This window comes from Halalkalicoccus sp. CG83, from assembly GCF_037081715.1.
Taxonomy (GTDB): Archaea; Halobacteriota; Halobacteria; order Halobacteriales; family Halalkalicoccaceae; genus Halalkalicoccus; species Halalkalicoccus ordinarius.
The window spans coordinates 1-22,880 of the sequence record NZ_JAZDDH010000001.1; the positions used below are offsets into that span (position 1 = coordinate 1).

A 22,880-nucleotide genomic window follows, 5' to 3' on the forward strand; every position below is an offset into this window, starting at 1 on the left:
GGGCTGGACGACGACGACGCCAAACGCATGATCGTCAGCGGGTTCATCGAGCCGCTGACCGAGGAGCTGCCGATCGAGTACGCGGTCGAGCTCAACCGCCTCATCGAACTCGAGATGGAAGGTTCGCTGGGCTGATCCATTCGGCGGAAATCGCCGATCCGAGCTCACTCTTCTCGCTTTTTCGACCCGCGTTCGTCGTGAGAGACGGGTATGTTCTCCGTTCGGTCACGTCCGTATCGCTGCTCCAGGGGAACACCCTTTAAGCATCGACGAGGCGAGAAACGAGTAATGTCCGAAGGCGACTTCGAGGGTTACGGCGGACGACACGTCCCCGACGCGCTCAGAGAACCGCTCGACCAGCTCGCGAACGCGTACGACGAGGTCTCGGCCACCGACGAGTTCCGAAACGATCTCCGTGATCTCCTCGAGGAGTACGCGGGGAGGCCGACGCCGCTCTACTACGCGCGCAATCTGAGCGAGCGCTACGACGCCGAGATCTACCTCAAGCGCGAGGACCTGCTCCACGGCGGTGCACACAAGATCAACAACACGCTCGGCCAGGGACTGCTCGCGAGGAAGGCCGGCAAGAAGCGACTCATCGCCGAGACCGGCGCCGGACAGCACGGCACCGCGACGGCGATGGTCGGCGCGCTCCTCGGGCTGGACACGGAGATCTACATGGGCGAGAAGGACGTCGAGCGCCAGAAGATGAACGTCTTCCGGATGCGCCTGATGGGCGCCGAGGTGAACGAGGTAACCCGGGGCGCGAAGGGGCTGGCCGACGCGGTCGACGCCGCTCTAGAGGACTTCGCGGGAAACGTCGAGGACACCCACTACCTCGTCGGTTCGGTGGTCGGCCCCGATCCGTTCCCGCGGATGGTCCGCGATTTCCAGTCGGTGATCGGCGAGGAGGCACGCGAGCAGTTCCTCGAGCGAACCGGCGCGCTCCCGGATGCGGCGGTGGCCTGTGTCGGCGGCGGCTCGAACGCCATCGGGCTGTTTCACGCCTTCCGCGACGATGACGTCGCGTTCTACGGCGCGGAGGGCGGCGGCGAGGGCAGCGACTCGTCGCGCCACGCCGCCCCGCTCGCAAAGGGACGCGACGACGTGATCCACGGGATGCGCACCCGGGTGATCGACGAGGAGGTCGAGGTGCACTCGGTCTCCGCGGGGCTCGACTACCCCGGCGTCGGCCCCGAACACGCGATGTTCCGTGCGGTCGGCCGGGCGGAGTACGTCGGGATCAGCGACGAGGAGGCGTTGGCGGCGTTCAGGGAACTGAGCGAGACGGAGGGGATCATCCCCGCCTTGGAATCGAGCCACGCGATCGCACGCGCGATCCAGTTGGCCGAGGCGGACGAACACGAGACGATCCTCGTCAACCTCTCGGGCCGTGGCGATAAGGACATGGAGACGGCAGCGGAGCACTTCGGGTTCTGAACGGGATCGACCCGTGATCGAACTTCGAGGACCGGCCTACCGGAGCACCTCGCTGATGGCCGTCGCGAGCGACTCGAAGTCCTGCATGCTCAGCCCGTCGGTGGTGACGAACACGCCCTCGCGGTCGGAGGTCACCCGAACGAGAAAGCCGTGATCGAACACGCGGATGGTGTAGTTGTAGTTTCCGAGCTCCGAGCTCTCGTAGGCGTCCTTCGTGATGCGAAAGCCGCGCCACTCGTTGCCGATGAACGTCGAGAGGTCGGCGTCCTTCTCCAGGTCGTCGCGGAGGTAGATCTGCTCGAAGTCGTCGCGGGTGAAGTAGGTCACCGAACGGAGACTGTCGCCGACGGCGCTTCGGGCGGTACGGACGATCTGCTCCTTGGTCGTGGGATCGATCAGGTCGCTGGTCATACCGGAGGGGCGCTCGCGGACACAATAAAACCCTGCCGCCACGCGAAGTCTTTTGCCGATCGCTCGCGCGCCTCCCCATGTCATGGATCTACAGATCGACGGCAACGTAGCGCTCGTCACCGCCTCCTCGAGCGGTCTGGGCAAGGCCGCCGCGACGGCGCTCGCCCGTGAGGGGGCGAACGTCGTGATCAACGGCCGCGACGAGGACCGACTGGAAGAGGCACGCGAGGAGATCGAGGAGGTCGCCACGGGCGAGGTCGTCGCCCAGCCGGGCGACCTGACCGACGCCGACGACATCACGGCGCTCGTCGAGACCGCCGTGGAGGAGTTCGGCGGTCTCGACCACCTGGTCACCAGCGCGGGCGGCCCGCCCTCGGGACCGTTCCTCGAGACCAGCGAGGAGGACTGGTACGACGCATACGACCTGCTCGTGATGAGCGTCGTTCGGCTGGTGAAGGAGGCCGCGCCCCACCTCCGCGAGGGCGACGGCGGCACGCTCGTCACGATCACCTCCCGGAGCGTGAAGGAGGCGATCGACTCGCTCGTGCTCTCGAACTCGGTGCGCATGAGCGTCATCGGCCTCGAGAAGACGCTCTCATCGGAGCTCGCACCCGAGGTTCGCGCGAACGCCGTCCTCCCCGGGCCACACGAGACCGCCCGGATTCGAGAGCTCGTCGAGCAGGCCGTCGATCGCGGCGATTACGACTCCTACGAGGAGGGACTCGAGGACTGGAGCGAGGGCATCCCCCTCGAGCGGATCGGCGATCCGATGGAGCTGGGCGAGGTCGTTGCCTTCCTCTCCTCGCCGCGCTCGAGCTTCGTCAACGGCGTCTCGGTGCCGATCGACGGCGGCGCGGGCGCGTCGAACCTCTGAGACGGGGTCGGACGAACGGACACGAGGACGGGTATCGATCGAGCCCCGCCGCGTTCGTTCAACTCCTCCACCGAGCGGTTGCGGATCTGCCCTGTTCATCGGGGCTGGGAAGCACTACGGTGAATCGTATAAACCGAAATTTCCCTGTGAAATTCCTGTCGTTTCCACATACGTCATCCGTTTGAGATTGTCCGTCATTTATCCATTTCCCTCGCGTCGGATCGCTCTTCCCGGATGGGAACTATCCGTCGTTCGGGGGTTTTCCGCTCTCTCCCCGAGTTCTGTCATTTGGGTAACTATAATCGGGTGGAGTTCGTCGATCGTAACACTGGGTGATCCCAGTATGGACCCCCACACGTTCCATCGGACCGCCCGGGGTGCCTCTGACGTCGAACACGCTGGGAGTGGATGAGCTTCCGTACCTGCTCTCCGGAATCCCGGGCGTTCCGCGGAAGCCGGCGTCGACGCCGGCTTCGGGGTCCGGCGAGGGTCTGCTTGACTCGTTCCCCTCGTTCGTACCGAGACCGCGAGCGACGGTGCCGTGGCGCCGGTTCCCAAACCGATTTACCGCCGGTGGTCGATCCTCGGACATGGAACCCGTCGACTTCGACGAGGCCGAGACGTACGAACCCGAGGAGGGCTGGGCGCGCCGCGCTCTCGCTGGCAGCGACCGATTTACCTTCGAGTGGTTCGAGAAGCCGTCCGGACATAGCTCGCCGATGCACGACCACGAGAACGAGCAGGTGTGTCTCTGTCTCGAAGGTGAGCTCACGGTCCACACCGAGGACGACTCGGTAACGCTCTCGGCGTACGACTCGGTATGGCTCGACGCCTGGGAGTCCCACCGCGTCGAGAACGAGGGCGACGAGCGGGCCGTCGGACTCGACGTGTTCGCGCCCGGTCGATCGTTCGACTTCTGGACCGACCGGGAATGAGCCCGAACACGACCTACCTCGCTCGGAGCGTCGACGGCAGGCCGTTGCTCGGCGACGAGACCGGGTTCGTCCCGCTGGCGGCAGCCGTCCCCGAACTGGAGAGCGTCGAGGCGGCCCTCCCCGCGGCGGCCGCGGGCGAACTCCCCGACCCGGCCGCCGCGACCGCTCGGCGAGTCCCCTCCGAGGAGATCGCGTTCGGCCCTCCGATCCCGCGCTCGTCGCTCGGAAAGCTCTGGGGGATCGGCCTGAACTACGAGGAACACGCGGGCGATCTCAACGAGGAGCGCCCCGAGGAGCCCGCGAGCTTCATGAAGCCGCGGACGGCTGTGGCGGGCCCCGGCGGGCCGATCCGCCTCCCGCCCGAGGAGCGAACCGGGCGCGTCACCGCCGAGGCGGAGCTCGCGGTCGTGCTCGGACGGAACTGTTCCGATCTGGAAGAAGGGGAGGTCGACGACGTGGTCGCGGGCTACCTGCCGGTGATCGACATGACCGCCGAGGACGTACTGGAACGGAACCCGCGCTTTCTGACGCGGGCGAAGAGCTTCGACAGCTTCCTCGTTCTCGGTCCCGCCATCGCCGTCCCCGACTCGCCGCCCGAGTTCGGCGATCGCGAGGTTCGAACGATCATCAACGGCGAGGCCATCGCCGAGAACCGGACGAGGAACATGCTGTTCTCACCGCGCGAACTCGTCGCCTTCCACTCGGGGGTGATGACGCTCGAGCCCGGCGACGTGATCAGCACCGGCACGCCCGGTGCAGGCGTCATCTCGCCGGGTGACCACGTCCGAACGGAGGTGGACGGGATCGGTTCGGTCGTCGCGGACGTCGTCGGGCGACGCTAGTCGTCGGCCGCCGGCCGTCCCTCCCGGTCGTCGTCGCGCTCGCCCTCCTCGTAGACCGGGATCGACGTTCGCCGGTCGCGCCGGTCGCCGAACCCGCCGCTGAGCAGCCGCGTCATCGCCTCCTCGACGCTCTCGTCGGTCGGGATCGCCGCCTCGGGTTCGACCTCGATCACGTAGCCGCTCGTGACGTTCGGCGCCGTCGGCATGAACAGCTGTAGCCTGCCGTCGTCGGTGCGTTTTCCGGTCTTGAAGGCGGTCATGTAGACCCCGTTCCACGTTCGGACCCGAACTGGCTGTCTGAGTTCGGCGTCGCCCGACACCGCGGTCTCGACGGCGAACTGCGAGGCGTTGTAGACGACGCGAAGCCCCGGCACGCGGTTGATCACGTCGGCGAGCCGTACGGTGACCAGCGCGCCCGCCGCGGTTCGCATCGCGATCCCCGCCAGTACCACCGCCGCGGCGAACACGACGAGAGTCGTGACCACGCGGAGCAGCGGATCCTCGATGACGCCGACCAGCGGGAGGCCGGCGATGAACAGAAACAGCCAGGAGACGGCATAGAGGCTCACGAGCACGGGCACCAGGATGATCAGCCCGCTGGCGAGGTCCCGTTTCCAGTACGACACGTCTTCGGGGTACTCCGCGTGCGGTTATCAACGTGTCCCCCGATCCCCACTAGGGTCGCGTCCGTGACGGATCGACCCCATAGATCTCTCGGCTGCCGAGAATCGAAGCGCGGAGATCGACTGTCGGCTTACTCGTCGTCCTCCGCGGCCTCGACGCGTGCGGCGTGTTTCTCGAGTTCGGCGGCGAGCGTTCGGGCCTGTTCGGCCGAGAGCGTCACGCGGTCGACGTGAGCCGGCACGTTCTCCAGATCGGTGTTGTCGAGTTCGAGCTCGAGGGAGACGTGATCCGGGTTCTCGCGGGGCGCGGTGGCGTTCAACACGGCGAGCGCCTCGTCGGTCCAGCCGTGGCCCTTCGCCTCGCCGTCCAGCAGGTCGAACGTCGTGTACGCGTTGATCTTCATCAGGCGGTCGGGCATACGAGTCGTAAACGGTCGAAGGGACTTAGCGCTCGCGAAGTCGGCCGTATCCGGGTTCGAGGGCTCCGTCGAAACGAATTCAGCGGGCGAAACAGCTATATCCGATATACTACATATGCAGTAATATGAATATGAGCGACACGAACCCACTAACCGGGTGTTGTACGTCCCTGACCCCTGAGGTCGATACGACCGTGCTCGAACGCGACGTGGAGGTGGCGTCGGCGCTGGCGAACGAGACCAGATACGAACTGCTGCGTCTGCTCGTCGCCGCCGACGGGGAGGTCTGTGCCTGCGAGTTCGTCGGCAGCGTCGACGCGAGCCAGAGCACCGTGAGCCGCGGACTCTCGACGCTGTACGAGGCCGGACTGACGACCAGACGCAAGGAGGGCCAGTGGCGCTACTACGCGCCGGCCGAGGCGGCCGAGCGACTGCTGGAGACGTTCGACGCGATCCGAGAGGGACGATAACGATGAGTGAACTGGACCCCGCCGAGCAGCGCCGCGCCGTCCGCGAACGCTACGGCGCGATCGCCGAGGGCGGAGGCGACTGCTGTGACGACGGCTGTGGGACGGACCGGAAGCGGGCGGAACGGCTCGGCTACGACGCGAGCGACCTCGACGTCGTCCCCGAGGCGAACCTCGGACTCGGCTGTGGCAACCCGACGGCGATCGCCTCGCTGGAGGAGGGAGAGACCGTCCTCGACCTCGGCTCCGGCGGCGGGTTCGACTGCTTCCTCGCGGCGCGCGAGGTCGGCGATGCCGGACGGGTCATCGGCGTCGACATGACGCCGGAGATGGTCGAACGTGCCCGCGAGAACGCGGCGAACGACGACGCGACGAACGTCGAGTTCCGGCTGGGCGAGATCGAACACCTGCCGGTCGCCGACGGAACGATCGACGTGATCCTCTCGAACTGCGTGATCAACCTCTCGGCCGACGAGGAGCGAGTCTTCGAGGAGGCGTTTCGCGTCCTCCGGCCGGGTGGCCGGCTCGCGATCAGCGACGTCGTCCTGACGGCCGACGTACCCGAAACGCTACGTAACGATCCCGAGCGCCTCACCGGCTGTGTCTCGGGTGCGGCGACGATCGGCGAGCTAGAGACGATGCTCGGATCGGCGGGGTTCGAGGCGATACGGATCGAGCCGGAAGAAGGGAGCGAGACGGTCATCCGCGAGTGGTCCGACGAGTACGACCTCTCGGACGTGCTCGTCTCGGCGCGGATCGAGGGGAGAAAACCGGCCGCAGAAGCACGCTAGAGGAGAGGGACGCCTAGTCGTCCGCCGACATCGGCGTGTCGTCGGGATAGGCGGGCGCGGGGCTGAAGTCGAGGTCATCGTCCTCGGCGTAGGGGTACCAGGTCTGCTTGGTGTTGTGCATGTAGGGGTCCTCGTAGGAGGTCTCCTCGGGTTCGACGAGTTCGGAGAGCGTCTCCTCGTCGCGGTCGACGACGAACTCGCGGAACGTCTCGCCCTCCTCGCGATCGGCGGCGTAGCCCTCGATCAGGTTCGCGATCGCGCCGGGGACCTCGTCGGCGGGCACGCGCTGGGTGACCCAGTCGGCGAAGTTGGGGTTCTCGCCCAGCCCGCCGCCCAGGCCGATGTCGAGCGCCTCGACCGGCTCGCCGTCCTTTCGCGTCTTCATGCCCCGCAGCGAGACGTCCGCGATCTGGGGCTGGGCGCAGGAGGCCGTACAGCCCGAGAGGTGGATGTGGAAGTCCTCGACGTCCTCGGGGAGTTCGACGTTCTCCTTGAGCCAGCGCGAGTAGCGCACCTGCCTGTTCTTGGTCTCGACGATCGACAGCGAGCAGAACTCCGTCCCCGTACAGGCGATCGAGCCGCGCTGGAACGGGTGTGGGTCGGGGCTGTACTCCTCGAGCAGCGGCTCCGCGAGCAGCTCGTCGAGGTTCTCCTCGGGGACGTCCGTGAGGATGAGGTTCTGGCGCTGGGTGATGCGGGCCTCGCCGGAACCGTACTCGTCGGCGATGTCGGCGAGCTCGATCACCTCGTCGGCACCCATCCGTCCGACGAGGACGTTCAGACCGACGTAGTAGTTGCCGTCGTTCTGCTCGTGAACGCCGACGTGATCCGCGTGACCGTCGGTCGTTCCGGCGTTGTACGAGTAGCTCTCGCGGAGGTCCTCGCCGGCGGTGTGCATCTCGAAGTCGACGTACTCATCCTGGAGGACGTCTCGGACCTTCTCGGGACCCCACTCGTCGACGAGGAACTTGATCCGGGCGTTGTAGCGGTTCTCGCGGTCGCCGTGATCGCGGAACAGCGCACTGAGCCCGCCGGCGACGTCGGCGGCCTGCTCGGGCGTGACGAACACGTCGATGTTCTTCGCGAACCGAGGCTCGTTTCGTGCGAGGCCGCCGCCGACCCGTACGTTGAACCCCTCGACGGTCTCGCCGTCGATCTCCTTCTCCGCGGGCTCGAGGCCCAGGTCGTTGATGTCGCCCTGGCCGCAGCCCTCGTCACAGCCCGTCACGCTGACCTTCCACTTCCGCGGGAGGTTCGAGTGATCGTCGTTGCCCTTGAACGTGTCGTGGAGCTCGTGGATCGTATCGAGGGCGTCGACGTGCTCGTTCTTGTCCTTGCCGGCGACCGGACAGCCGACGATGTTTCGCCAGGAGTCACCGCAGGCCTGCAGCGTCGAGAGCCCTGCCTCCTCGAGTTCGTCCCAGACGTCGGGGACGTCCTCGATGTTGATCCAGTGGTACTGGATCGCCTGGCGAGTGGTGAAGTCGGCCCACCCGTTGCCGAACTCGGGGTTCTCCGCGGGGCCGGTCGAGTACTTCTTCGCGATCTCGCCGATCGTCCGGAGCATACCCGGTTCGAGCACGCCGTTGGGCGGGCCGACCCGCATCATGAAGTAGCTCTCCTGGCCGGCGCGCTGGTGGTACAGCCCGTACCACTTGAAGCGCTCGAACCAGGCGTCGTGTTCGTCCTCCGGGATCGCGTCCCAGCCCTCCTCCGCGAACCGCTCCATATGCTGGCGGATGTCCGTTCCGTAGACATCGTCCTTCCAGCCCTCGACGTCACTAGGCATGTATCCGTTACTATCGCCCCTGCGCGTAAACCCCCCGCCCTCCCGTCAAGGGTCCCCGGTGCTCGGGGGTACCGGAGAATATTGCGAGATCAGGCGGGCATCGTCGCGTGGCCCGCGTCGGGGTCGACCGCCACGAACTCCCCGTCCTCCAGGCGACCGATCGGGAGCCACCCGAGCGGCCCGTGCGTGCTGCAGGTGATACACCGGCCGATCGGCCGGGCCTCGACGCTACCCTCGCGCACCCGGGAGTCGAAGAACGCCTCGAGGAGTACGTCGGCGGTCTCACAGCCGCAGAACTCGTGGTCGTCGATCCGCCACATCTCGCTGACGCCGACCTCGCGCGAGTCGCCGATGCTGATCCAGGCGCCGTCGTCGAGCACCCGAACGGGAACGTCCATCTCCATGTCCATGTGTGATCGACGGGACGACGGGCTAAGCACCCGTCGTCGCGTGCAAGCCTTACCGGTGTGTGGTTCGAACGGGCGAACCGCGCAACGGCGACGGGAACCCCGTTCGTTGTCGACGGAGATAGGGGAAAGAATCACCCCTACACGGGAGTCGGGGAAGGGTTTGTCCACGGGGGCGACCTTTTGCGTTGGCCGCCCCAACGGAGGAATGATGACCCGAAACCGCGACGAGCAACGCCAGCATACGTCGGCTGACGTGGCTCCCGAACTCCACGAGGAGGACGGACGATGAGCGACGACCACGACGACGAACACCTGAAGGACATCGAGGAGGGGGCTGGCTGCACCGAGATCTGGGAACACCTCTCCGAGAAACGCGAGCGCGAGGCGGCCGAAGGACGCGGCGACTAGCGACGGGGTTTTTGCCGGAGGGGGCCAACGTCACCGTAATGACAGAGGAACGACCAGGACGGACGCCGCCCAGCGAGCGGCGATCCCCGGTCGGAAAGCCGGTCGTCAGGGGCGACGCCGCCGTCACTGGCGAACGGGCCCGCGAGGCCGTCCAGTTCGATCCCCACGACCCCGCCAGTCTCGCCGAGGCCGCCGAAACCGTCCGCCAGTTCGCCGACGAGACGATCGGCGGCGAGGACAACGTCTACATGCTGCGCGGTGCCGCCGCCTGCGCCGCACTCGTCCGCGGCGAGGGGTCGTACAAGGCGGCCGCGGAACGCGCCGGCGGCGGCGCGAGCGTCTCCTTCATCCGGAAGTGGGCCCGGGTGCACGACCTCCCACAGGCGGTGAGGCGTCACGTGGCCATGGGCCACATCGCGCCGACGGCGGCGAAACACATCGCCCGCGTGGCCGGTGACGCCCGGTTCCAACTCGCGTGGGCGACGGTCGACAACGACCTCACCGTTCGGGAGGTGCGCGCGATCGCGAGCGACGTGAGCAACGGCGCGTCCGTGGAGGAGGCGCTCGCGACCTACGGCATCACCCTCGGCGAACTCACACTACAACTGCCGCCCGAGATATACCGCGAACTACGCCGCGAGGCGGCCTACGAGGGCGTTCGCGCCGGCGACGTCGTCGCCGACGCGCTCAGCGAGTACCTCGACTGAGATACGTCTTCGCGGCGTCGACCAGCAGCCGCTCCGCCGCGAGCACCTCCGACCAGTCGATCGTCTCGTCGGGAAAGTGGGCCTGGTCGACCGATCCCGGACCGAAGACGACCGTCGGGATCCCGGCCTCGATGTAGTGGCGCGCGTCGGTGCCGTAGGTCGCCCCTCGTGGAGTCGGATCGAGGCCGTCACGCTCGAGCACCTCCCCGACCGCCTCGACGACCGGCTCGTCGGCGTCGATCTCGGCGGGCTCGAACTGCACCGAGAAGCGCTCGAACGACGGCGGGTTCGCGGAGAGCCACTCGTCGTCGCGGGCGATCCCCGAGAGCCGCTCGTCGACGCTACGCTCCACCTCCGAGACGGTCTCACCGGGGGCGACGCCGATCCGGAACTCCGCCTCGAGCCGTGCCGGAACGGAGGAGGCCCACGATCCCGCCGTGACCCGGCCGGCGACGATCGGCCACGGTCGCGGAAACTCGGCGTACAGCGGATGGGTGACCGTTCGCGAGCGCTCGTCCTCGAGAGCCGCGAGCGCGCGACGGATCCGCTCGAAGCGTGGAAGCACGTCCTCGCCGTTCCACGGCGTCGCCGCGTGGGCCGATCGGCCGGTGACCGTGAGCCGCTTCATCAGGGTGCCCTCGGTGGCGATCACGGGCGTCAGTTCGGTCGGTTCGGCGATGATCGCCGCATCCCGTTCGAACGGGTACGGGTTCGAGAGTGCCGCGGCCGCCGTGCCGATCCCGCCGTCCTCCTCGCCCGCAACGCTCTCGACGACGATCCGACCGTCGAGATCCGCGTCGGCGAGCCGTCGGGCGGCGAAGACGCAGGTCGCGAGCCCGACCTTCATGTCGGCCGCGCCGCGGGCGGTCAGACGGTCGTCCGTCTCGGGATCCCACCGCGGCTCGAACGGGTCTCCCTCCCATCCCTCGGCCTCGGCGGGGACGACGTCGACGTGGCCGTTGAGCACGAGCGTCGGTCCCTCCCCCGATCCGAGTTCGAGGACGCCGGCGACGCTCGGCCGGCCGTCCGCGTCGATCTCCCCGGGATCGTCCGGGAAGGAGGGATGGGATGCGAGTGCCGCGGGATCTGCCTCCCAGCGGTAGGTCTCGAACCCCCACTCCTCGAGGCGGGTCTCGAGCCACTCCTGGGCGGGGGCCTCGTTGCCGTCGGTGGTGTCGAACGCGAGCAGGCGCTCGACGAACTCGCGGCGGTCGGCGTCGGATAAGTCGGACATGAACCAGGGGTCGTCTGGGGGGAGCCTAAAGCGTTCGGCTCGAATCCTGAACGCTTATCACCGTGGACCGGCGAACGTGATACGAGGGCCGGTAGCTCAGTCCGGCAGAGCGTCTGACTCTTAATCAGACGGTCGCGTGTTCAAATCGCGCCCGGCCCGCTTTCGCTCCGAACACTACTGTGAGGAGCGAAGCAGCCACGAAACGATTTGGACGCAGGGAGCGAAACGAGCGTGAGCGAGTGGAGTGACTGGGTGTTCAAATCGCGCCCGGCCCGCTTGCTGTCGGCGAACGACCTCGTGAGCTGACGGCAACGGAACCGACCGATTGGGGACAGAAGACGGAACGAGCGTGAGCGAGCGGAGCGACCGGGTAGTCAGATCACGTCCGGACCGGTCGTCTCATCGCGAGCGACGGGAACGACCGGCGGGGAGCGGACTTTCAAGCCCGGGTCGGGAGGTACGACATCGAGATCAGCAGGAAGACTGTTATCCCGCTCAGCACGCTGATCCACCGCAGCCCCGTTCGGTCGGGGACGAGACCGAGCGCTCCGAGAGACCACGCACCGATCGCGACGAGGGCGAAGAACGCCGCATACACTGCCGCTGCGCGTCGTTGCATGTGTCCGGGGATGTCGCCCCGGGCGTATAGAGGTTACCTTTCGGCGTGGTCGTCGCCGTCGAACGGCGTTCGGAGAGGGGACTCGATGCCGACGGAACCGTGGTCGGGATCGCGCTCGGTCGGTGCCACCGAAAGACGTACCTGCTCCCGATCCGCTCCTTCGAGCGTGAAGGAAACGCACTCCCGGCGCGGGTTTCTGGGAACGGCGGGACTCTCGCTCTCACTCACGCTCGCGGGTTGTCTCGACTCGTCGGATTCGTCCGACTCCGCGGACTCACCGGAGGGGTCGTCCGAGGGGTCGGACGAGAACTCGACCGACGCGTCGGGATCCGCGAACGAATCCGATCGAACGGGCGCGTCCGAACCGGAGGACGTGACGTTCGAGTCGACGGCGGGGACGGAACTCGAGGGCACGATCCACGGGGAGGGACGCTGTGGCATCGTCCTCACACCCCAGATCAATCTCGACCGGGAGAGCTGGAGCGAACAAGCACGCCGGCTGGCCGACGAGGGGTACTCGGCACTGGCGATCGACGAGGACGAGGACGACCGCCCGGGGTCGATCCTGGGTGCCGTCCGCCATCTGACGGAGGAACGCGGAACGGAGCGGATCGTGTTGGTCGGCGCCAGCAGCGGCGGCGAGGCATCGGTGGTCGCCAACGCACGGGCGGAGACGGACGCCGTCGCCGGGGTGGTCGCCATCTCGCCGGGCGGCGGTGCGGATCGGCCGGCCGACCTACGGGGCCGAAAGCTGTTCGTAGTGGCCGAGGACGACGACGAGCGCTTCGTGCGGACGACCGAGAAGCTCCACGAGCAGGCTCCGGAGCCGAAGGAGCTGCGGACCTACTCGGGAGACGAACACGGACAGGGACTCTTCGAGACGGAACACGGCGGGGACCTCCTAGGACGAATACTGGCACTCGTGGACGCCGCGTGCGAGGAGGGATAGGGGCGACCGGCGGACCGTAAGGGGAGGGATCTCGACGCTCGCGGCACGGACCGAGCGTGGGAACTCCGACCTACCGAGGCTACACGTAGCCCAGCAACGGCATCGCGAGCCCGACGGCCCAACCGGAGAGGCCGGCGACGAAGAGGAGGCTCCCCCTCCTGTCGGTGCGGGCGGCCCCGGCCGCGAGCAGTCCGAGGGCGAACAACAGTCCCAGCCGATGGAGGAACAGCGCCATCGGCAGCGCGGAGATCCCCAGACCCGCGAAGTCGAACACGAACGCGCTACCCAGACCGGCGACGGTGAAGACGAGCGCCGGCTGTGGCTCGGGCGGCCGACCCAGCCAGCTCGCACCGCGGTGGAAATGCAGGAAGCGGGAGGCCGCTTCCAGAGGCTGGGTCAGGACGATCGTCACCAGCGGGAGCCCGAACGCCAGGATCGGGTAGAGAACGGCGACGAACGCCTTCGGATTGATACCGCTCAGCGTCGCCTCTAGAACGAGGCCGGCGGTCCGGACGCCGAGGAACAGACTCGCGAGCGCCGCGGCCAGGACGAAGCCGCGAACGTTCGCGCGGATCCAGACGAGGAGATCCGACGTCTCGCGCCGGACCGTCCGGAGGGTCTCCCTCTCGAGCAACCCGAGGGCGCCGACGAGACCGACGGTCGCCAACTCGATCACCGACAGCCAGCCGTCGTGTCGAGGCCCGTTCGTGCCGTGGTACTCCCGTCTGACCTCCTCGACGTACGGCTGGTCGAGGAACTCCGTCTCGAGCGTGCTCTGGGAGTCCTGGATGTCGGTTACGGTGTGACGGAGACGGAACCAGTCCCAGTACTCCTGGTGGATCTGGATCGCTGTCCAGTCGTCGGTCGTCGGCGTGTACGCGCGGATGTGGTGGCGGCTTCCCAGGTACGACCCCGTGTGGAGCTGGTAGCTCTCGGTGACCCAGACGCCCTCGCCGCCGTGTGGCGAGGTGTCGATGTAGGTGTAGCGCGTCGAGCCGTGGGCGTCGTCCCACTCGATCGTCTCGTCCTCCCCGGTGACCTCGTAGGTCTCCTCCTGTGCTTCCTCCTCGGGATCGGTCTCCTCCCACTCGAGTTCCGTCCGGTCGACGAGCGCCTGCTGGACTCGTTCGTCGGAGCCGTGGATGATCAGGTTGATCGCGAGGGTCCGGTCGTCGGGCGATCGGCCGTGGCTGGTGTACGGCCAGAGGTAGCTTCCTCCCTCTTCGGGCTGGACGAGCCGATCGGAGGCGGGTGCCTCGTAGTCCGTCGAGTCGCTCGCCACGTCGACGACCCCGCTTGCCACTAGATAACTGACGGCGAGCACCAGGAGTCCAACGAGGAGCAACTGACGCCGGTTCATCGGGAGTCCGTTGCTCGGGAGATGATATGACGACACTTGAGCGTTGCTTTTAATTATTGACTTCTTACTATGAATTTAGTGGGCGGAAGTGAAATATTACCGACACGGAGCCTACTTCGGCCTGGCTGCCGATGGCACGACCCGATGACGACAACTCTCGGAGGAGGCTGGCTCTACGGGGAGACTGGAAGGAGTCCGATGGGTCGGCCACTGTGGAACGACCGGCATGTGCTCATCGGTACTCCCCACTCGAGAGACGCTCCCGATGGGTGGTCTCGGAGTAGTGCTCGTCGCTCGGAGGCGTGACGTTCCGATAGAGCGTCTCGAGGAGGGGGAGCGTATTGGATCGGACGGAGTATCGTTCGACGGCGGCTCTGGAGTCCAGATCGGTTCGCAGACACGTCTCGATCGTCTCGAGCATCGACTCGAGGTTTCCGTACTCGAATCGGCGTCCGTTGTCGGGGCCGATCGTCCGGGTGAACGGGAGGACGTCGGCGGCCGCGACCGGCGTCCCGCAGGCGTTCGCCTCGAGGGTCGACAGACCCAGCGTGTCGGCGGTCGAGGCCGTCACGAAGACGTCGATGGAGGAGTAGAAGCCCGGTAGCTCCTCCCGCGGGAGGAAGTCCCAGATCTCGACGTTCCTCGGGGCACGCTCCTCGAGTCGATCCCGGAAGGGCCCCTCGCCGACGATGACGAAATCGTACTCGGGTAACCGCTCGGCGACTCGCAGGATCTCGCTGACGTTCTTCTCCGGGCTGAGCCGGCCACTGTAGCCGATCACCGTCCGATCGGGGTACCAGCGCTCGTCGGTCGGCTCGAAGAACTCCATGTCGATTCCCACCGGGAGCTTCACGTGTTCGACGTCGCGCTCGATCCGTTCCGTCGAGGCGGTCACGACGTCGAAGCTCTCGAGGAACGTGTTCTCCCACGGGAGGTATGCCCTCGCGAGCAGGGCCGCAATCGACTCGAACTTGACGTTCTGGTGGAAGTACTCCTCGATGGGCGTGTGGTGGGTGTAGATCGACGGGAGGTCGTGTTTCCGTGCGTAGTACCGTCCGAGGAGTCCGATCGGCGCCGGTCCGTGGCAGTGGACGACGTCCAGTTCGGGCAGCGTCGAGGGACGCTTGAACAGCGGGATCCGGTAGCCGGGGTAGAACGGGTTCGGAACCGAGGTAACGGGAATCTCCCGCTCGCCGGGTTCGTAGTCGCCGTCGGGATAGACGACGTACACCTCGTGTCCCGCCCGCTCCAGTTCCCGCTTCCAGAGGTCGATCGTGTACGTCACCCCGTCGAGTTCCGGAAAGTAGCTGTCGGTGAAGAACCCGATCCTCATTCAGGCCACCTCCTCGTACAGCGTCCGCAGCCGCCGGGCCGTGTTCGGAAGGGTGAACGCCTCGCTGGTCCGGATCGCGTTCTCCCCGAGCCGTTCGCGGAGCTTCGGGTCGTTCAGTCGCTCGAGGTCCTCCTCGAACGGTCCGTCGGACTTCAGACAGTCGTGTCCGTCCTCGAGCCACGAGAACGTCTCGATGTCGCGCACGAGAACCGGCTTGCCGGCGCTCATCGCCTCCAGGAGCGCGATCCCCTCGTTCTCCTCGTGGGTCGGGAAGAAGAAGACGTCTCCCGCCGCGTACGCGCCTCGGATGTCGTCGACGTAGCCGGTGAACGTGCAGTTCTCGGGCGACCGCTCGATCAGTCTCCTCGTCGATCGGCCCTTGAGCGAGCGGTCGAGCGGCCCGAACCAGGCGAAATCGAGCCCGGGCATCCGGCGGGCCGTCTCGACGAACGTTCGGAGCCCCTTGCGCTTGATGACGTGGCCGACGAGGAAGACGACCGGTGGCGTCAGGTCGTATCGACGGAGGTACTCGGATCGCAGCGTCTCGAACCCCTCGAGCTTCTCCCGGTCGACGCCGTTCGTGATGACGGTCGTCTCGGTCTCGACGTACGTCTCGATCAACCGCCGGTTGTACTCCGAGGGACAGACGAGTACGTCGCCGAGTTCGTATGCTGCCTCGAGATACGGTCGAAGCGGCTTCGAGAGGACGTTAGTGAACCGGAAGCTGTCCCCGAAGTCCTCCGCGGTGACGTGGGTGTGGATCACGACCGGGATTCCGCGTCTTCGCGCCCGCTTCGCGTAGTAGATCGATCGCGGCCCCATGAGGTTGAGATGGAGGACGTCGGCGTCGAGTCGCGGCGTCTGTGCGTACTCGATGTCCAGTTCGGCCAGCATCTTCCGCTGGTTCCTGACCGACTCGCGTATCCCACCGGTCACCACGTCCTCGAACTCGAGATAGTGGCTAACGTTCATGCGACCATGGTTGATGTCTTCGAAAGTGCTTACGTCAATCTTCTGCAGGCGTATCGATGCATTCAACCCGGGCCTGACCGGGTGCTCGTCCTCTCGTCCCGTTTCGGCGCTTTGCCTTCCGCTGTCGGGCTCTACGAGGGGCGGTCGACCTCGAGCCAGGGGACCTCGACGAGCGGGGGGATCGGCGTCTCGATGTGGTGCTCCCAGACGCCCTGTTCGCCGAAGGCCTCCCCGTGATCGGCGGTGACGACGACGCGCCCATCGAGCTCCTCGATCAGGTCGGCGGCGGCCTCGAGCACGATTCGGAGGTTCTCCTCGTAGTACTTCATGACGGTCTCCCGCGTCCCGTCGCGGACGAGCCGCCGAGGGTCGAGTTCGAGCCACAGTCCCGCCTTCATTGCCAGTTCGCTTCGCTCGAGGACGCGCTCGATCCGCGGCCGGATCGCATCGGTCACCGGCGCGAGCAGCGGGCTGCTCGCGCCGTCGGATTCTCCCTGTCGACGGATGCCGCTGCGGATCTGCTCGAGCTTCCTCCCCTGCCCGCGCGAGAGGTAGGGCGCGTGTGGCTGCATGAAGTGGAGGACCGTCCGCTCCGCCCGATCGACGGCGTCGGAGTGGTCCCGGAGCGATGACTCCAGGCTGGCGGGGGGCACCGTTCCGAGCTCCTCGTCCCAGCCGTGCTTCCAGACGTCGATGACGTCGCTCAGGTGATCGATGGCGGTCCACTCGTAATCACAGCTGGCGCCCCATTTGAGCTCGTTCAGGGGGATGCCGAGGCTGTTGATGAACGGGTTTCCGGAGAAGTACGCGATGTCGTGGTTGCCGGTGAACGTCCGATAGGCCCATTCGGGCGTCGAGGAGCCGTTGCTGCGGCGTTTCTCGAGCGTTCCGTCGAGATACTCGTCGTAGACGTCTTCGAAGACGTCGTATCGACACGCGTCCAGCACCAGACAGTAGTCCCAGTCGGATTCGAGAAACTGCTGGTTTCGCATCGGTTGAAGTACGCTTCGGGAGTCATCTATGTATCGCTGTTGATTCCGAGACGGTAGCGTCGACGCCACGTCGTGGCGGTTCGGCGTTCGTGGGTCGGACCGTCCGGACCGCGCGTGGCAAGTGCCCGACTCCCCGCTCGTCGCTTACTCGAGGTATCCCAGCTCCCGGAGGCGCTCTCTGGTCTCCTCGTCGGCCCCGTCCAGTGCCGCCCCGTCGACTCCGTCCCCGTCCGGGTCGGTCCAGGCGCCCCCGGTCTCCCGCTCGAACAGCGCAAGCGCTCGTTCGGCGGCGTCGACGGCGTCGTCGGACTCGATCGGTGACCGTTCGTCCGGGTCGGCGTCGAGCCTGAACCCCTCGTCGGGGATCCGATCCGCTCGGACGTACTTCGCGTCGAGTCCGCGGGCGGCACGCATCCGGGAGTAGGCTCGGTGGTCCTCCGGGAGGTCGATCCCCGCCTCGGCCGCCTTCTCCTCGAGGTGGTGGAGCTCGATGACCGGCTGGGCGTACTCGACGAACGCGTAGTCCGTATCGGGTTCGGATTCGAGGACGGCACGCTGTCCGGGGTCGGGCTCGGCGGCGGCCTCGAACTCCCGATACTCGTCCGAGAGAAGCGACCGGGTGGGATCGTAGTCGACCGCGTCGTCCGTTCCCCTACCGTGATCGGGAACGTCGAGGGCGTCGAGCGTCGTGTGATAGAGATCGAGCAGTTCGACGAGGTCGGTACGTCGATCCGCCTCGAGCGAGGGGTGTTTCACCAGCAGCGGCACGTTGATCAGTTCGTCGTACAGGGCGAACTCGTGGCCGTAGAGGTCGTGCTCGCCGTGTAGTTCGCCGTGGTCGGCACAGACGACGACGGTCGTCTCCTCCCACCGGCCGGTCTCGCGCAGCCACTCGAACAGGCGGCCGAGTTCGGCGTCGATATGGGCGATCTCCGCGTCGTAGAGCCCGCGGATCGCTCGCCACTCCTCGGGCCCGATGTCGCGAGTACCCGAGTTGTACTCCTTCGAGTTCTGACAGACCGACGCAGGGTCGGCGTCGGGGGCGAACCGCTCTCGCTGTTCGCTCGGCGGATGATAGGGGAGGTGGGCATCCATCAGGTTGACGAACGCGAACCAGCCCCGGTCGCCGTCGCTTCCCTCGATGAACTCCCTCGTTCGGTCGACGACCGCCGGCGTCTTCGAGTCCGCGCCGTCGCCGCTCGCAAGGCGTTCGTGTGCCCTTGCGCCGATCCGAACGATCCGGGAGGCGAGCTCTCGGAGACGGTCGTCGTCGTTGACCAGTTGCCAGGCCCGAGCCAGCGGCCCCGAGAGGAGGTCCCGAGGCATGACCTCGAAGAAGGAGTCGTGGTCGTCGAAGCCGTCGGTGAGGTTGGTATAGGGGGTGATCCAGGCGTTCGACGAGTAACACGCCGTGTCGTAGCCGGCCGCCGACAGGGTCGACGCGAGGGTGGTCGCGCCCTCCAGATACGGACTGCCCTGGTCGGCGCCGTGCTGGCTCGGATAGAGGCCGGTGAACATCGACGCGTGAACCGGGAGGGTCCACGGCGCCGGCGCGACGGCCGACTCGAACGTCGTGGCCTCCTCGGCGAACGTCGCCAGTGCCGGCGTCGTCGGGCGATCGTAGCCGTACGGGGTGAGCCGGTCCTTTCTGACCGTGTCCAGGACGACGAAGAGGACGTTCGACGGACGTTCGTTGCCCATTTTCGCGATGTCGGTGCTCCGCGTCGATAAATCGGTCGACATTGGGTTCGCACCACCTCGCCGGCGGGGATCAGATGTTTCAAGTCCGACTCCCCCCTCCACTCGGCATGGACGGCCGAGATCGGCGTGCGCTTCTCATCGGGTTCTCCGGGGCGATCGCGCTGCTGGTCGGGCTGTCGCTCCTCGTCGGCGTAGAACGAGTTCTCGAGTCGCTGGCCTCCGCCGATCCGACCCTCGTGGTCGCGACGCTCGCCTTCGCGCTGTGCTGGCTCGCCGCCTGGAGCCTGATGCTCCGGAACGTCCTCGCGACGCTGGGCGTGGGGATCCCCGTCGGCAAGTCGTTTCTCGTCTACGCCAGCGCCGTCTTCGCGAACAACGTCACCCCGTTCGGGCAGGCCGGCGGCGAGCCGGTCGCCGCGTTGCTCATCTCAAAGGTCTCGGCCGCCCGCTACGAGACGGGGCTCGCCGGGATCGCGACCGTCGACGTCCTCAACGTCGTCTCGTCGCTCGCGATGATCCTGGTCGGCGTCGGCTACTACGCGACGACCGCGCGAGTCGGCGAACGGATCGAGACCGCGGTCGGTTCGGCGCTCGTCCTGATCGTCGCGATCGGCGCCCTCATGGTGCTCGTGTGGCGGTATCGGGACCGGATCGTCGAACGGGCCTCCGGCACGACCGCGTTCGCCATAGGCTACCTCCCGATGGAGGACACCGATCCCGCCAGCGTCGAGAGGGACGTCGCCGAGCGGCTACACCGCTTCTTCGATCGCGTCGAGCGGGTGGCGACCAGCCGGGAGCGGCTCCTGGTCGTGCTCGGACTGTCGCTGCTGGGCTGGCTCTTCCAGACGGCGGCGCTGCTCACGGCGTTCGCCGCGCTGGGACACGCCGTTCCGGTCTACGTCGCGCTGTTCGTGATCCCGCTCGGGAACCTCGCCGGGGCGACGCCGCTGCCGGGCGGACTCGGCGGGATCGAGGCCGCGTTCGTCGCGCTCCTCGTCCCGACGACGGGGGTCGCCGCGCCCGCCGTCACCGCGGCCGTCCTGATCTATCGAGGGACGATCTACTGGCTCCCGGTGCTGATCGGGGGCGGATCGATGGCGGCGTTCGGCGTTCGAACGATCGCGTGACGGCCACGCCCGGTTCGAGTCGACCGCCGAATCCCGTGGTGGAGCTTCGCGGCCGGTCGCGACGGGCGTGGACGGACGAAACCAGTAACGCTTAATCTCGTTCCCGAGTAGTCCCGCCAATGCAGCCGATGCAGCTCGAGCAGACGCCCGCGTGGCTCGAGTCGATGCTCACCTCCGAGCTCGCCTTCGCCGTGTTGCTCGCCATCAGCGTTCTGGAGGGGGCGATGCTCCTCCGGTTCATGCCGAGCGAGCTCGTCGCCCCGAGCGCGCTGGCGCTCATCGGATCGTCGGCCTCCGACGTGGTCGTGGTCATCGCCGTCACCGTGATCGGGACGACCCTCGGCCAGTTCCTCCTGTTTCGGCTGGTCCGCCGGGGCGGCCGGAACTACGTCCTTCGCAAGCGCTGGTTTCCGGTGAACGAGTCGAGACTCGATCGGGTCGACGGCTGGTTCGAACGCTGGGGGGTCGTCGCGATCCCGGCGAGCAACACGATGCTCTTCGTTCGGGGACTCCTCACGATCCCCGCCGGGCTCTCGGACATGGACGGTCGAACGTTCGTCGTCCTCTCAGCGCTGGGATCGCTCTCATTTCAGTCGATCATCTCCGCGGTGTACCTCCTCGGCGGCCGCCTCCTCGTCTAGCGCGCCGAGGGTCGAACCGCCGTACGGCGAACGGACGAGGGCTCGAGAACCGCCGTTCGGATCGTCCCGTTGGACGTCCCTCGTCGCTACTCCTCCGAGTCGTCACGATACACCGGGGACCTGATCCGGACGCCCGAGTCGCGGAGACGCCACGCGAGTTCGATCCCCGTCCACGAGAGCCCCGTCAGGACGATCACGGCGACGGCGGCGAACTCGGAGCGTCCCATCCACACCGGGCTGACGAAGAGGAGCCCGTTGTAGAGGCGGTGTGGGACGATCGACTCGACGACGTCGGCGAGGCCGCCGAGCACGTCGAACCCGCTCTCGCTCTCGCCGTCGTCCTCGGCGACCCGTGACTCGAGTCCGAGTTCGCGCGCGCTCTGCCCGTCGGTACTCTCGTCGCCGGTCTCGAGGCGCTCGGCCTCGTAGGGGAGCGTCGACTCGACCTCCCACTCGATCTCGCCGTCGGGCGTCACCTCCATGACGCGGTTGCCGTGGGTATCGGTGACGAGCGTGTTGCCGCTGGGGAGTCGGTCGGCGTCTCGAGGCCACTGCATCCGCTCGTCGGACCACTCCCAGCTCCGGGTCCACTCGCCGTCCTCGCGCTGGAACTCCTGGACGCGCCCGTTCTCGGAGTCGGAGACGACGACCGCCGGCCCGCCCTCGGACTCGGGGATGTAGTCCGGGTTGTGCTGCTCGTACATCACGTCGTAGTCGTCCTCGGCGCCGAGCGTCCACTCGTCGTTCATCCCCGTCTCGGGATCGACGAACACGACCTGGTCCTGGTTGCGGAGGCTGACCATGACGTGGCCTGCAAGCTCGCCCTCCTCGATGTACTCGACGTCGTTGATGTGCGCCCAGTCGGACGGGTAGGGACCGCCTCCCTCGACGGGGAACTCGCTCTGGGCGTCCCAGAGCCACTCGACGACCTCCGTCTCGGTGTTCACGACGAACACCTGATCCGCGACGATGTCGGCGACCAGGACGCGCTCGTCGTCGATACGGTCGACGTCGTGCCACTCGGCGGCGATCTCTCGGTGGTCGTAGCGTTCGTAGATCACCTCGGTCTCTCCCGTCGAGAGATCCGTGCGTTCGATCACGTTCCGGGTACAGGGCGGAGCCTCGCAGGTCGGGCCCTCCGAGTGGATGGTGTCGGTCGCCGCGTACTCGACGGTCAGCTCCTCGCCCTCGACCGGGTCGACGTCGAAGTACTTGGTGTGCGAGTTGTCGTAGTAGAGGACGCTTCCGTCGGGAGCGTAGGCGGTGATCGTCCCGGCGCGCCCCGACTCGGTAACGACCGTGTGGCCGTCGCTCGGTTCCGCACGCGGAACGTCCTCCTCGGTCGCCGTCGAGAGGCCGCCGCCGGACGCCCCGTGGACGACGACGGCCGCCGAGAGGACGACGATCACTACGAAGACCAGGCGGAGTCGGTTGCGCGTGATCAACGACCGCGTTCGGCGGGCGGCGCGAGACGGCTGGTCCATCACGGTTCGTTCGGCGTCGGGTTCGTCCTGTCGGCCTCTCGTCTCCTCATACGACGCCTTCAGAGGTCCGGGCATTAGCGCTTTCTCTTCGCGATCCACGACCGATCGTCGGCGGACGGGTTCCACGACTCAGCACTGAAGCCACCGATATGTCGGCCATCGACGGGACGAGTGATTACGGAGTACGTGCTCACTGGCGAACTGATCAACGACCTCAGTGAGCAAGCCGAGCGTCGGGGGGGGGCGTTGACGAGACGTGATCGAGGAATACAGGGGCCGAGTCCTCGGTATGGCAGGATCACGAGGTTGTGGGTCGTGTGTATCGGCCTCGGTAGAAACGACAGACGAGTGA

Annotated in this window: 24 protein-coding genes and 1 tRNA gene; 12 read left to right on the forward strand and 13 right to left on the reverse strand. The window is 67.0% G+C overall.

Going from position 1 to position 22,880, the window contains the following annotated elements; translation table 11 throughout:
- The first annotated feature begins 288 nt into the window (after positions 1 to 288).
- The gene (gene trpB, locus V0Z78_RS00005; protein ID WP_336342571.1) at positions 289 to 1,440 is read left to right on the forward strand and encodes a tryptophan synthase subunit beta; all 1,152 of its coding nucleotides are present in this window, start codon (positions 289 to 291) and stop codon (positions 1,438 to 1,440) included.
- 36 nt (positions 1,441 to 1,476) lie between these two features.
- Here trpB and V0Z78_RS00010 read toward each other — a convergent pair whose 3' ends face one another.
- Positions 1,477 to 1,851 (reverse strand): DUF7522 family protein, encoded by a 375-nt coding sequence (locus tag V0Z78_RS00010; RefSeq protein ID WP_336342572.1) that lies wholly within the window; start codon positions 1,849 to 1,851, stop codon positions 1,477 to 1,479.
- An 82-nt stretch (positions 1,852 to 1,933) separates the two neighbouring features.
- Here V0Z78_RS00010 and V0Z78_RS00015 point away from each other — a divergent pair, with 82 nt between their 5' ends.
- The 3 genes from V0Z78_RS00015 (at position 1,934) to V0Z78_RS00025 (ending at position 4,502) form a co-directional block, all read left to right on the forward strand.
- Complete coding sequence (locus tag V0Z78_RS00015; protein ID WP_336342573.1) at positions 1,934 to 2,725, forward strand: SDR family oxidoreductase; 792 nt, start codon at positions 1,934 to 1,936, stop codon at positions 2,723 to 2,725.
- 590 nt (positions 2,726 to 3,315) lie between these two features.
- Positions 3,316 to 3,660, forward strand: coding sequence for a cupin domain-containing protein (locus tag V0Z78_RS00020; protein ID WP_336342574.1), 345 nt, complete (start codon positions 3,316 to 3,318; stop codon positions 3,658 to 3,660).
- Positions 3,657 to 4,502, forward strand: a complete 846-nt coding sequence (locus V0Z78_RS00025) for a fumarylacetoacetate hydrolase family protein (RefSeq protein ID WP_336342575.1) — start codon at positions 3,657 to 3,659, stop codon at positions 4,500 to 4,502. The genes V0Z78_RS00020 and V0Z78_RS00025 overlap by 4 nt, the downstream gene beginning before the upstream one ends.
- Here V0Z78_RS00025 and V0Z78_RS00030 read toward each other — a convergent pair.
- On the reverse strand, positions 4,499 to 5,128 hold the full coding sequence (locus tag V0Z78_RS00030) for a DUF502 domain-containing protein (RefSeq protein WP_336342576.1): 630 nt from the start codon (positions 5,126 to 5,128) through the stop codon (positions 4,499 to 4,501). The genes V0Z78_RS00025 and V0Z78_RS00030 overlap by 4 nt on opposite strands.
- A gap of 128 nt (positions 5,129 to 5,256) precedes the next feature.
- Positions 5,257 to 5,544 carry a DUF6360 family protein gene (locus tag V0Z78_RS00035; RefSeq protein WP_336342577.1) on the reverse strand — a complete coding sequence of 96 codons (288 nt, stop codon included), beginning with the start codon at positions 5,542 to 5,544 and terminating at the stop codon, positions 5,257 to 5,259.
- A 131-nt stretch (positions 5,545 to 5,675) separates the two neighbouring features.
- Here V0Z78_RS00035 and V0Z78_RS00040 point away from each other — a divergent pair, with 131 nt between their 5' ends.
- Complete coding sequence (locus V0Z78_RS00040; protein ID WP_336342578.1) at positions 5,676 to 6,014, forward strand: ArsR/SmtB family transcription factor; 339 nt, start codon at positions 5,676 to 5,678, stop codon at positions 6,012 to 6,014.
- Positions 6,015 to 6,016: 2 nt separating this feature from the next.
- Positions 6,017 to 6,802 (forward strand): arsenite methyltransferase, encoded by a 786-nt coding sequence (gene arsM, locus V0Z78_RS00045; protein WP_336342579.1) that lies wholly within the window; start codon positions 6,017 to 6,019, stop codon positions 6,800 to 6,802.
- A gap of 13 nt (positions 6,803 to 6,815) precedes the next feature.
- Here the strand turns inward: arsM and V0Z78_RS00050 are convergent, their stop codons facing one another.
- Together V0Z78_RS00050 and V0Z78_RS00055 are read right to left on the reverse strand one after the other, a co-directional pair.
- Complete coding sequence (locus tag V0Z78_RS00050) at positions 6,816 to 8,591, reverse strand: nitrite/sulfite reductase (RefSeq protein WP_336342580.1); 1,776 nt, start codon at positions 8,589 to 8,591, stop codon at positions 6,816 to 6,818.
- Between the two features lie 89 nt (positions 8,592 to 8,680).
- Entirely contained in the window at positions 8,681 to 8,989 is a 309-nt protein-coding gene (locus tag V0Z78_RS00055) for a hypothetical protein (RefSeq protein ID WP_409338704.1), read from the reverse strand.
- 297 nt (positions 8,990 to 9,286) lie between these two features.
- Here V0Z78_RS00055 and V0Z78_RS00060 point away from each other — a divergent pair, with 297 nt between their 5' ends.
- Positions 9,287 to 9,409: a hypothetical protein gene (locus V0Z78_RS00060; protein ID WP_336342582.1), complete on the forward strand. Its 123-nt coding sequence runs from the start codon at positions 9,287 to 9,289 to the stop codon at positions 9,407 to 9,409.
- Positions 9,410 to 9,447: 38 nt separating this feature from the next.
- On the forward strand, positions 9,448 to 10,116 hold the full coding sequence (locus V0Z78_RS00065) for a DUF7119 family protein (protein ID WP_336342583.1): 669 nt from the start codon (positions 9,448 to 9,450) through the stop codon (positions 10,114 to 10,116).
- Here V0Z78_RS00065 and V0Z78_RS00070 read toward each other — a convergent pair.
- Entirely contained in the window at positions 10,097 to 11,350 is a 1,254-nt protein-coding gene (locus V0Z78_RS00070; RefSeq protein WP_336342584.1) for an ArgE/DapE family deacylase, read from the reverse strand. The genes V0Z78_RS00065 and V0Z78_RS00070 overlap by 20 nt on opposite strands.
- Positions 11,351 to 11,435: 85 nt before the next feature.
- Here V0Z78_RS00070 and V0Z78_RS00075 point away from each other — a divergent pair.
- Positions 11,436 to 11,509 (forward strand) — tRNA-Lys (locus tag V0Z78_RS00075).
- 280 nt (positions 11,510 to 11,789) lie between these two features.
- On the opposite strand, the gene V0Z78_RS00080 is transcribed toward V0Z78_RS00075, so the two are convergent.
- Positions 11,790 to 11,969, reverse strand: coding sequence for a hypothetical protein (locus V0Z78_RS00080; protein ID WP_336342585.1), 180 nt, complete (start codon positions 11,967 to 11,969; stop codon positions 11,790 to 11,792).
- Positions 11,970 to 12,135: 166 nt separating this feature from the next.
- On the opposite strand from V0Z78_RS00080, the gene V0Z78_RS00085 reads away from it, so the two are divergent.
- Positions 12,136 to 12,918 carry an alpha/beta hydrolase gene (locus V0Z78_RS00085; protein WP_336342586.1) on the forward strand — a complete coding sequence of 261 codons (783 nt, stop codon included), beginning with the start codon at positions 12,136 to 12,138 and terminating at the stop codon, positions 12,916 to 12,918.
- Between the two features lie 79 nt (positions 12,919 to 12,997).
- Here V0Z78_RS00085 and V0Z78_RS00090 read toward each other — a convergent pair whose 3' ends face one another.
- From V0Z78_RS00090 to V0Z78_RS00110, 5 genes are all read right to left on the reverse strand, one after another.
- Complete coding sequence (locus tag V0Z78_RS00090; protein ID WP_336342587.1) at positions 12,998 to 14,278, reverse strand: hypothetical protein; 1,281 nt, start codon at positions 14,276 to 14,278, stop codon at positions 12,998 to 13,000.
- 232 nt (positions 14,279 to 14,510) lie between these two features.
- Positions 14,511 to 15,611 carry a glycosyltransferase gene (locus V0Z78_RS00095; RefSeq protein WP_336342588.1) on the reverse strand — a complete coding sequence of 367 codons (1,101 nt, stop codon included), beginning with the start codon at positions 15,609 to 15,611 and terminating at the stop codon, positions 14,511 to 14,513.
- Complete coding sequence (locus tag V0Z78_RS00100) at positions 15,612 to 16,583, reverse strand: glycosyltransferase family 4 protein (protein WP_336342589.1); 972 nt, start codon at positions 16,581 to 16,583, stop codon at positions 15,612 to 15,614. It lies immediately after the preceding gene.
- A 131-nt stretch (positions 16,584 to 16,714) separates the two neighbouring features.
- Positions 16,715 to 17,575 (reverse strand): hypothetical protein, encoded by an 861-nt coding sequence (locus tag V0Z78_RS00105; protein WP_336342590.1) that lies wholly within the window; start codon positions 17,573 to 17,575, stop codon positions 16,715 to 16,717.
- A gap of 144 nt (positions 17,576 to 17,719) precedes the next feature.
- Positions 17,720 to 19,276 (reverse strand): sulfatase, encoded by a 1,557-nt coding sequence (locus tag V0Z78_RS00110; protein ID WP_336345147.1) that lies wholly within the window; start codon positions 19,274 to 19,276, stop codon positions 17,720 to 17,722.
- Between the two features lie 107 nt (positions 19,277 to 19,383).
- Between V0Z78_RS00110 and V0Z78_RS00115 the strand changes: the two genes are divergently transcribed.
- Both V0Z78_RS00115 and V0Z78_RS00120 read left to right on the forward strand, forming a co-directional pair.
- Complete coding sequence (locus tag V0Z78_RS00115; protein ID WP_336342591.1) at positions 19,384 to 20,403, forward strand: lysylphosphatidylglycerol synthase transmembrane domain-containing protein; 1,020 nt, start codon at positions 19,384 to 19,386, stop codon at positions 20,401 to 20,403.
- A 119-nt stretch (positions 20,404 to 20,522) separates the two neighbouring features.
- Positions 20,523 to 21,044, forward strand: a complete 522-nt coding sequence (locus tag V0Z78_RS00120) for a DedA family protein (RefSeq protein ID WP_336342592.1) — start codon at positions 20,523 to 20,525, stop codon at positions 21,042 to 21,044.
- 86 nt (positions 21,045 to 21,130) lie between these two features.
- Here V0Z78_RS00120 and V0Z78_RS00125 read toward each other — a convergent pair whose 3' ends face one another.
- On the reverse strand, positions 21,131 to 22,528 hold the full coding sequence (locus V0Z78_RS00125; protein ID WP_409338705.1) for an arylsulfotransferase family protein: 1,398 nt from the start codon (positions 22,526 to 22,528) through the stop codon (positions 21,131 to 21,133).
- Positions 22,529 to 22,880: the final 352 nt, after the last annotated feature.

Coding starts and splice junctions, on each gene's coding strand:
- trpB (WP_336342571.1), top strand. CDS start 289: ATGTCCGAAGGCGACTTCGAGGGTTACGGCGGACGACACGTCCCCGAC.
- V0Z78_RS00010 (WP_336342572.1), bottom strand. CDS start 1,851: ATGACCAGCGACCTGATCGATCCCACGACCAAGGAGCAGATCGTCCGT.
- V0Z78_RS00015 (WP_336342573.1), top strand. CDS start 1,934: ATGGATCTACAGATCGACGGCAACGTAGCGCTCGTCACCGCCTCCTCG.
- V0Z78_RS00020 (WP_336342574.1), top strand. CDS start 3,316: ATGGAACCCGTCGACTTCGACGAGGCCGAGACGTACGAACCCGAGGAG.
- V0Z78_RS00025 (WP_336342575.1), top strand. CDS start 3,657: ATGAGCCCGAACACGACCTACCTCGCTCGGAGCGTCGACGGCAGGCCG.
- V0Z78_RS00035 (WP_336342577.1), bottom strand. CDS start 5,544: ATGCCCGACCGCCTGATGAAGATCAACGCGTACACGACGTTCGACCTG.
- V0Z78_RS00040 (WP_336342578.1), top strand. CDS start 5,676: ATGAGCGACACGAACCCACTAACCGGGTGTTGTACGTCCCTGACCCCT.
- arsM (WP_336342579.1), top strand. CDS start 6,017: ATGAGTGAACTGGACCCCGCCGAGCAGCGCCGCGCCGTCCGCGAACGC.
- V0Z78_RS00050 (WP_336342580.1), bottom strand. CDS start 8,591: ATGCCTAGTGACGTCGAGGGCTGGAAGGACGATGTCTACGGAACGGAC.
- V0Z78_RS00055 (WP_409338704.1), bottom strand. CDS start 8,989: ATGGACGTTCCCGTTCGGGTGCTCGACGACGGCGCCTGGATCAGCATC.
- V0Z78_RS00060 (WP_336342582.1), top strand. CDS start 9,287: ATGAGCGACGACCACGACGACGAACACCTGAAGGACATCGAGGAGGGG.
- V0Z78_RS00065 (WP_336342583.1), top strand. CDS start 9,448: ATGACAGAGGAACGACCAGGACGGACGCCGCCCAGCGAGCGGCGATCC.
- V0Z78_RS00070 (WP_336342584.1), bottom strand. CDS start 11,350: ATGTCCGACTTATCCGACGCCGACCGCCGCGAGTTCGTCGAGCGCCTG.
- V0Z78_RS00080 (WP_336342585.1), bottom strand. CDS start 11,969: ATGCAACGACGCGCAGCGGCAGTGTATGCGGCGTTCTTCGCCCTCGTC.
- V0Z78_RS00090 (WP_336342587.1), bottom strand. CDS start 14,278: ATGAACCGGCGTCAGTTGCTCCTCGTTGGACTCCTGGTGCTCGCCGTC.
- V0Z78_RS00095 (WP_336342588.1), bottom strand. CDS start 15,611: ATGAGGATCGGGTTCTTCACCGACAGCTACTTTCCGGAACTCGACGGG.
- V0Z78_RS00100 (WP_336342589.1), bottom strand. CDS start 16,583: ATGAACGTTAGCCACTATCTCGAGTTCGAGGACGTGGTGACCGGTGGG.
- V0Z78_RS00105 (WP_336342590.1), bottom strand. CDS start 17,575: ATGCGAAACCAGCAGTTTCTCGAATCCGACTGGGACTACTGTCTGGTG.
- V0Z78_RS00110 (WP_336345147.1), bottom strand. CDS start 19,276: ATGGGCAACGAACGTCCGTCGAACGTCCTCTTCGTCGTCCTGGACACG.
- V0Z78_RS00115 (WP_336342591.1), top strand. CDS start 19,384: ATGGACGGCCGAGATCGGCGTGCGCTTCTCATCGGGTTCTCCGGGGCG.
- V0Z78_RS00120 (WP_336342592.1), top strand. CDS start 20,523: ATGCAGCCGATGCAGCTCGAGCAGACGCCCGCGTGGCTCGAGTCGATG.
- V0Z78_RS00125 (WP_409338705.1), bottom strand. CDS start 22,528: ATGGACCAGCCGTCTCGCGCCGCCCGCCGAACGCGGTCGTTGATCACG.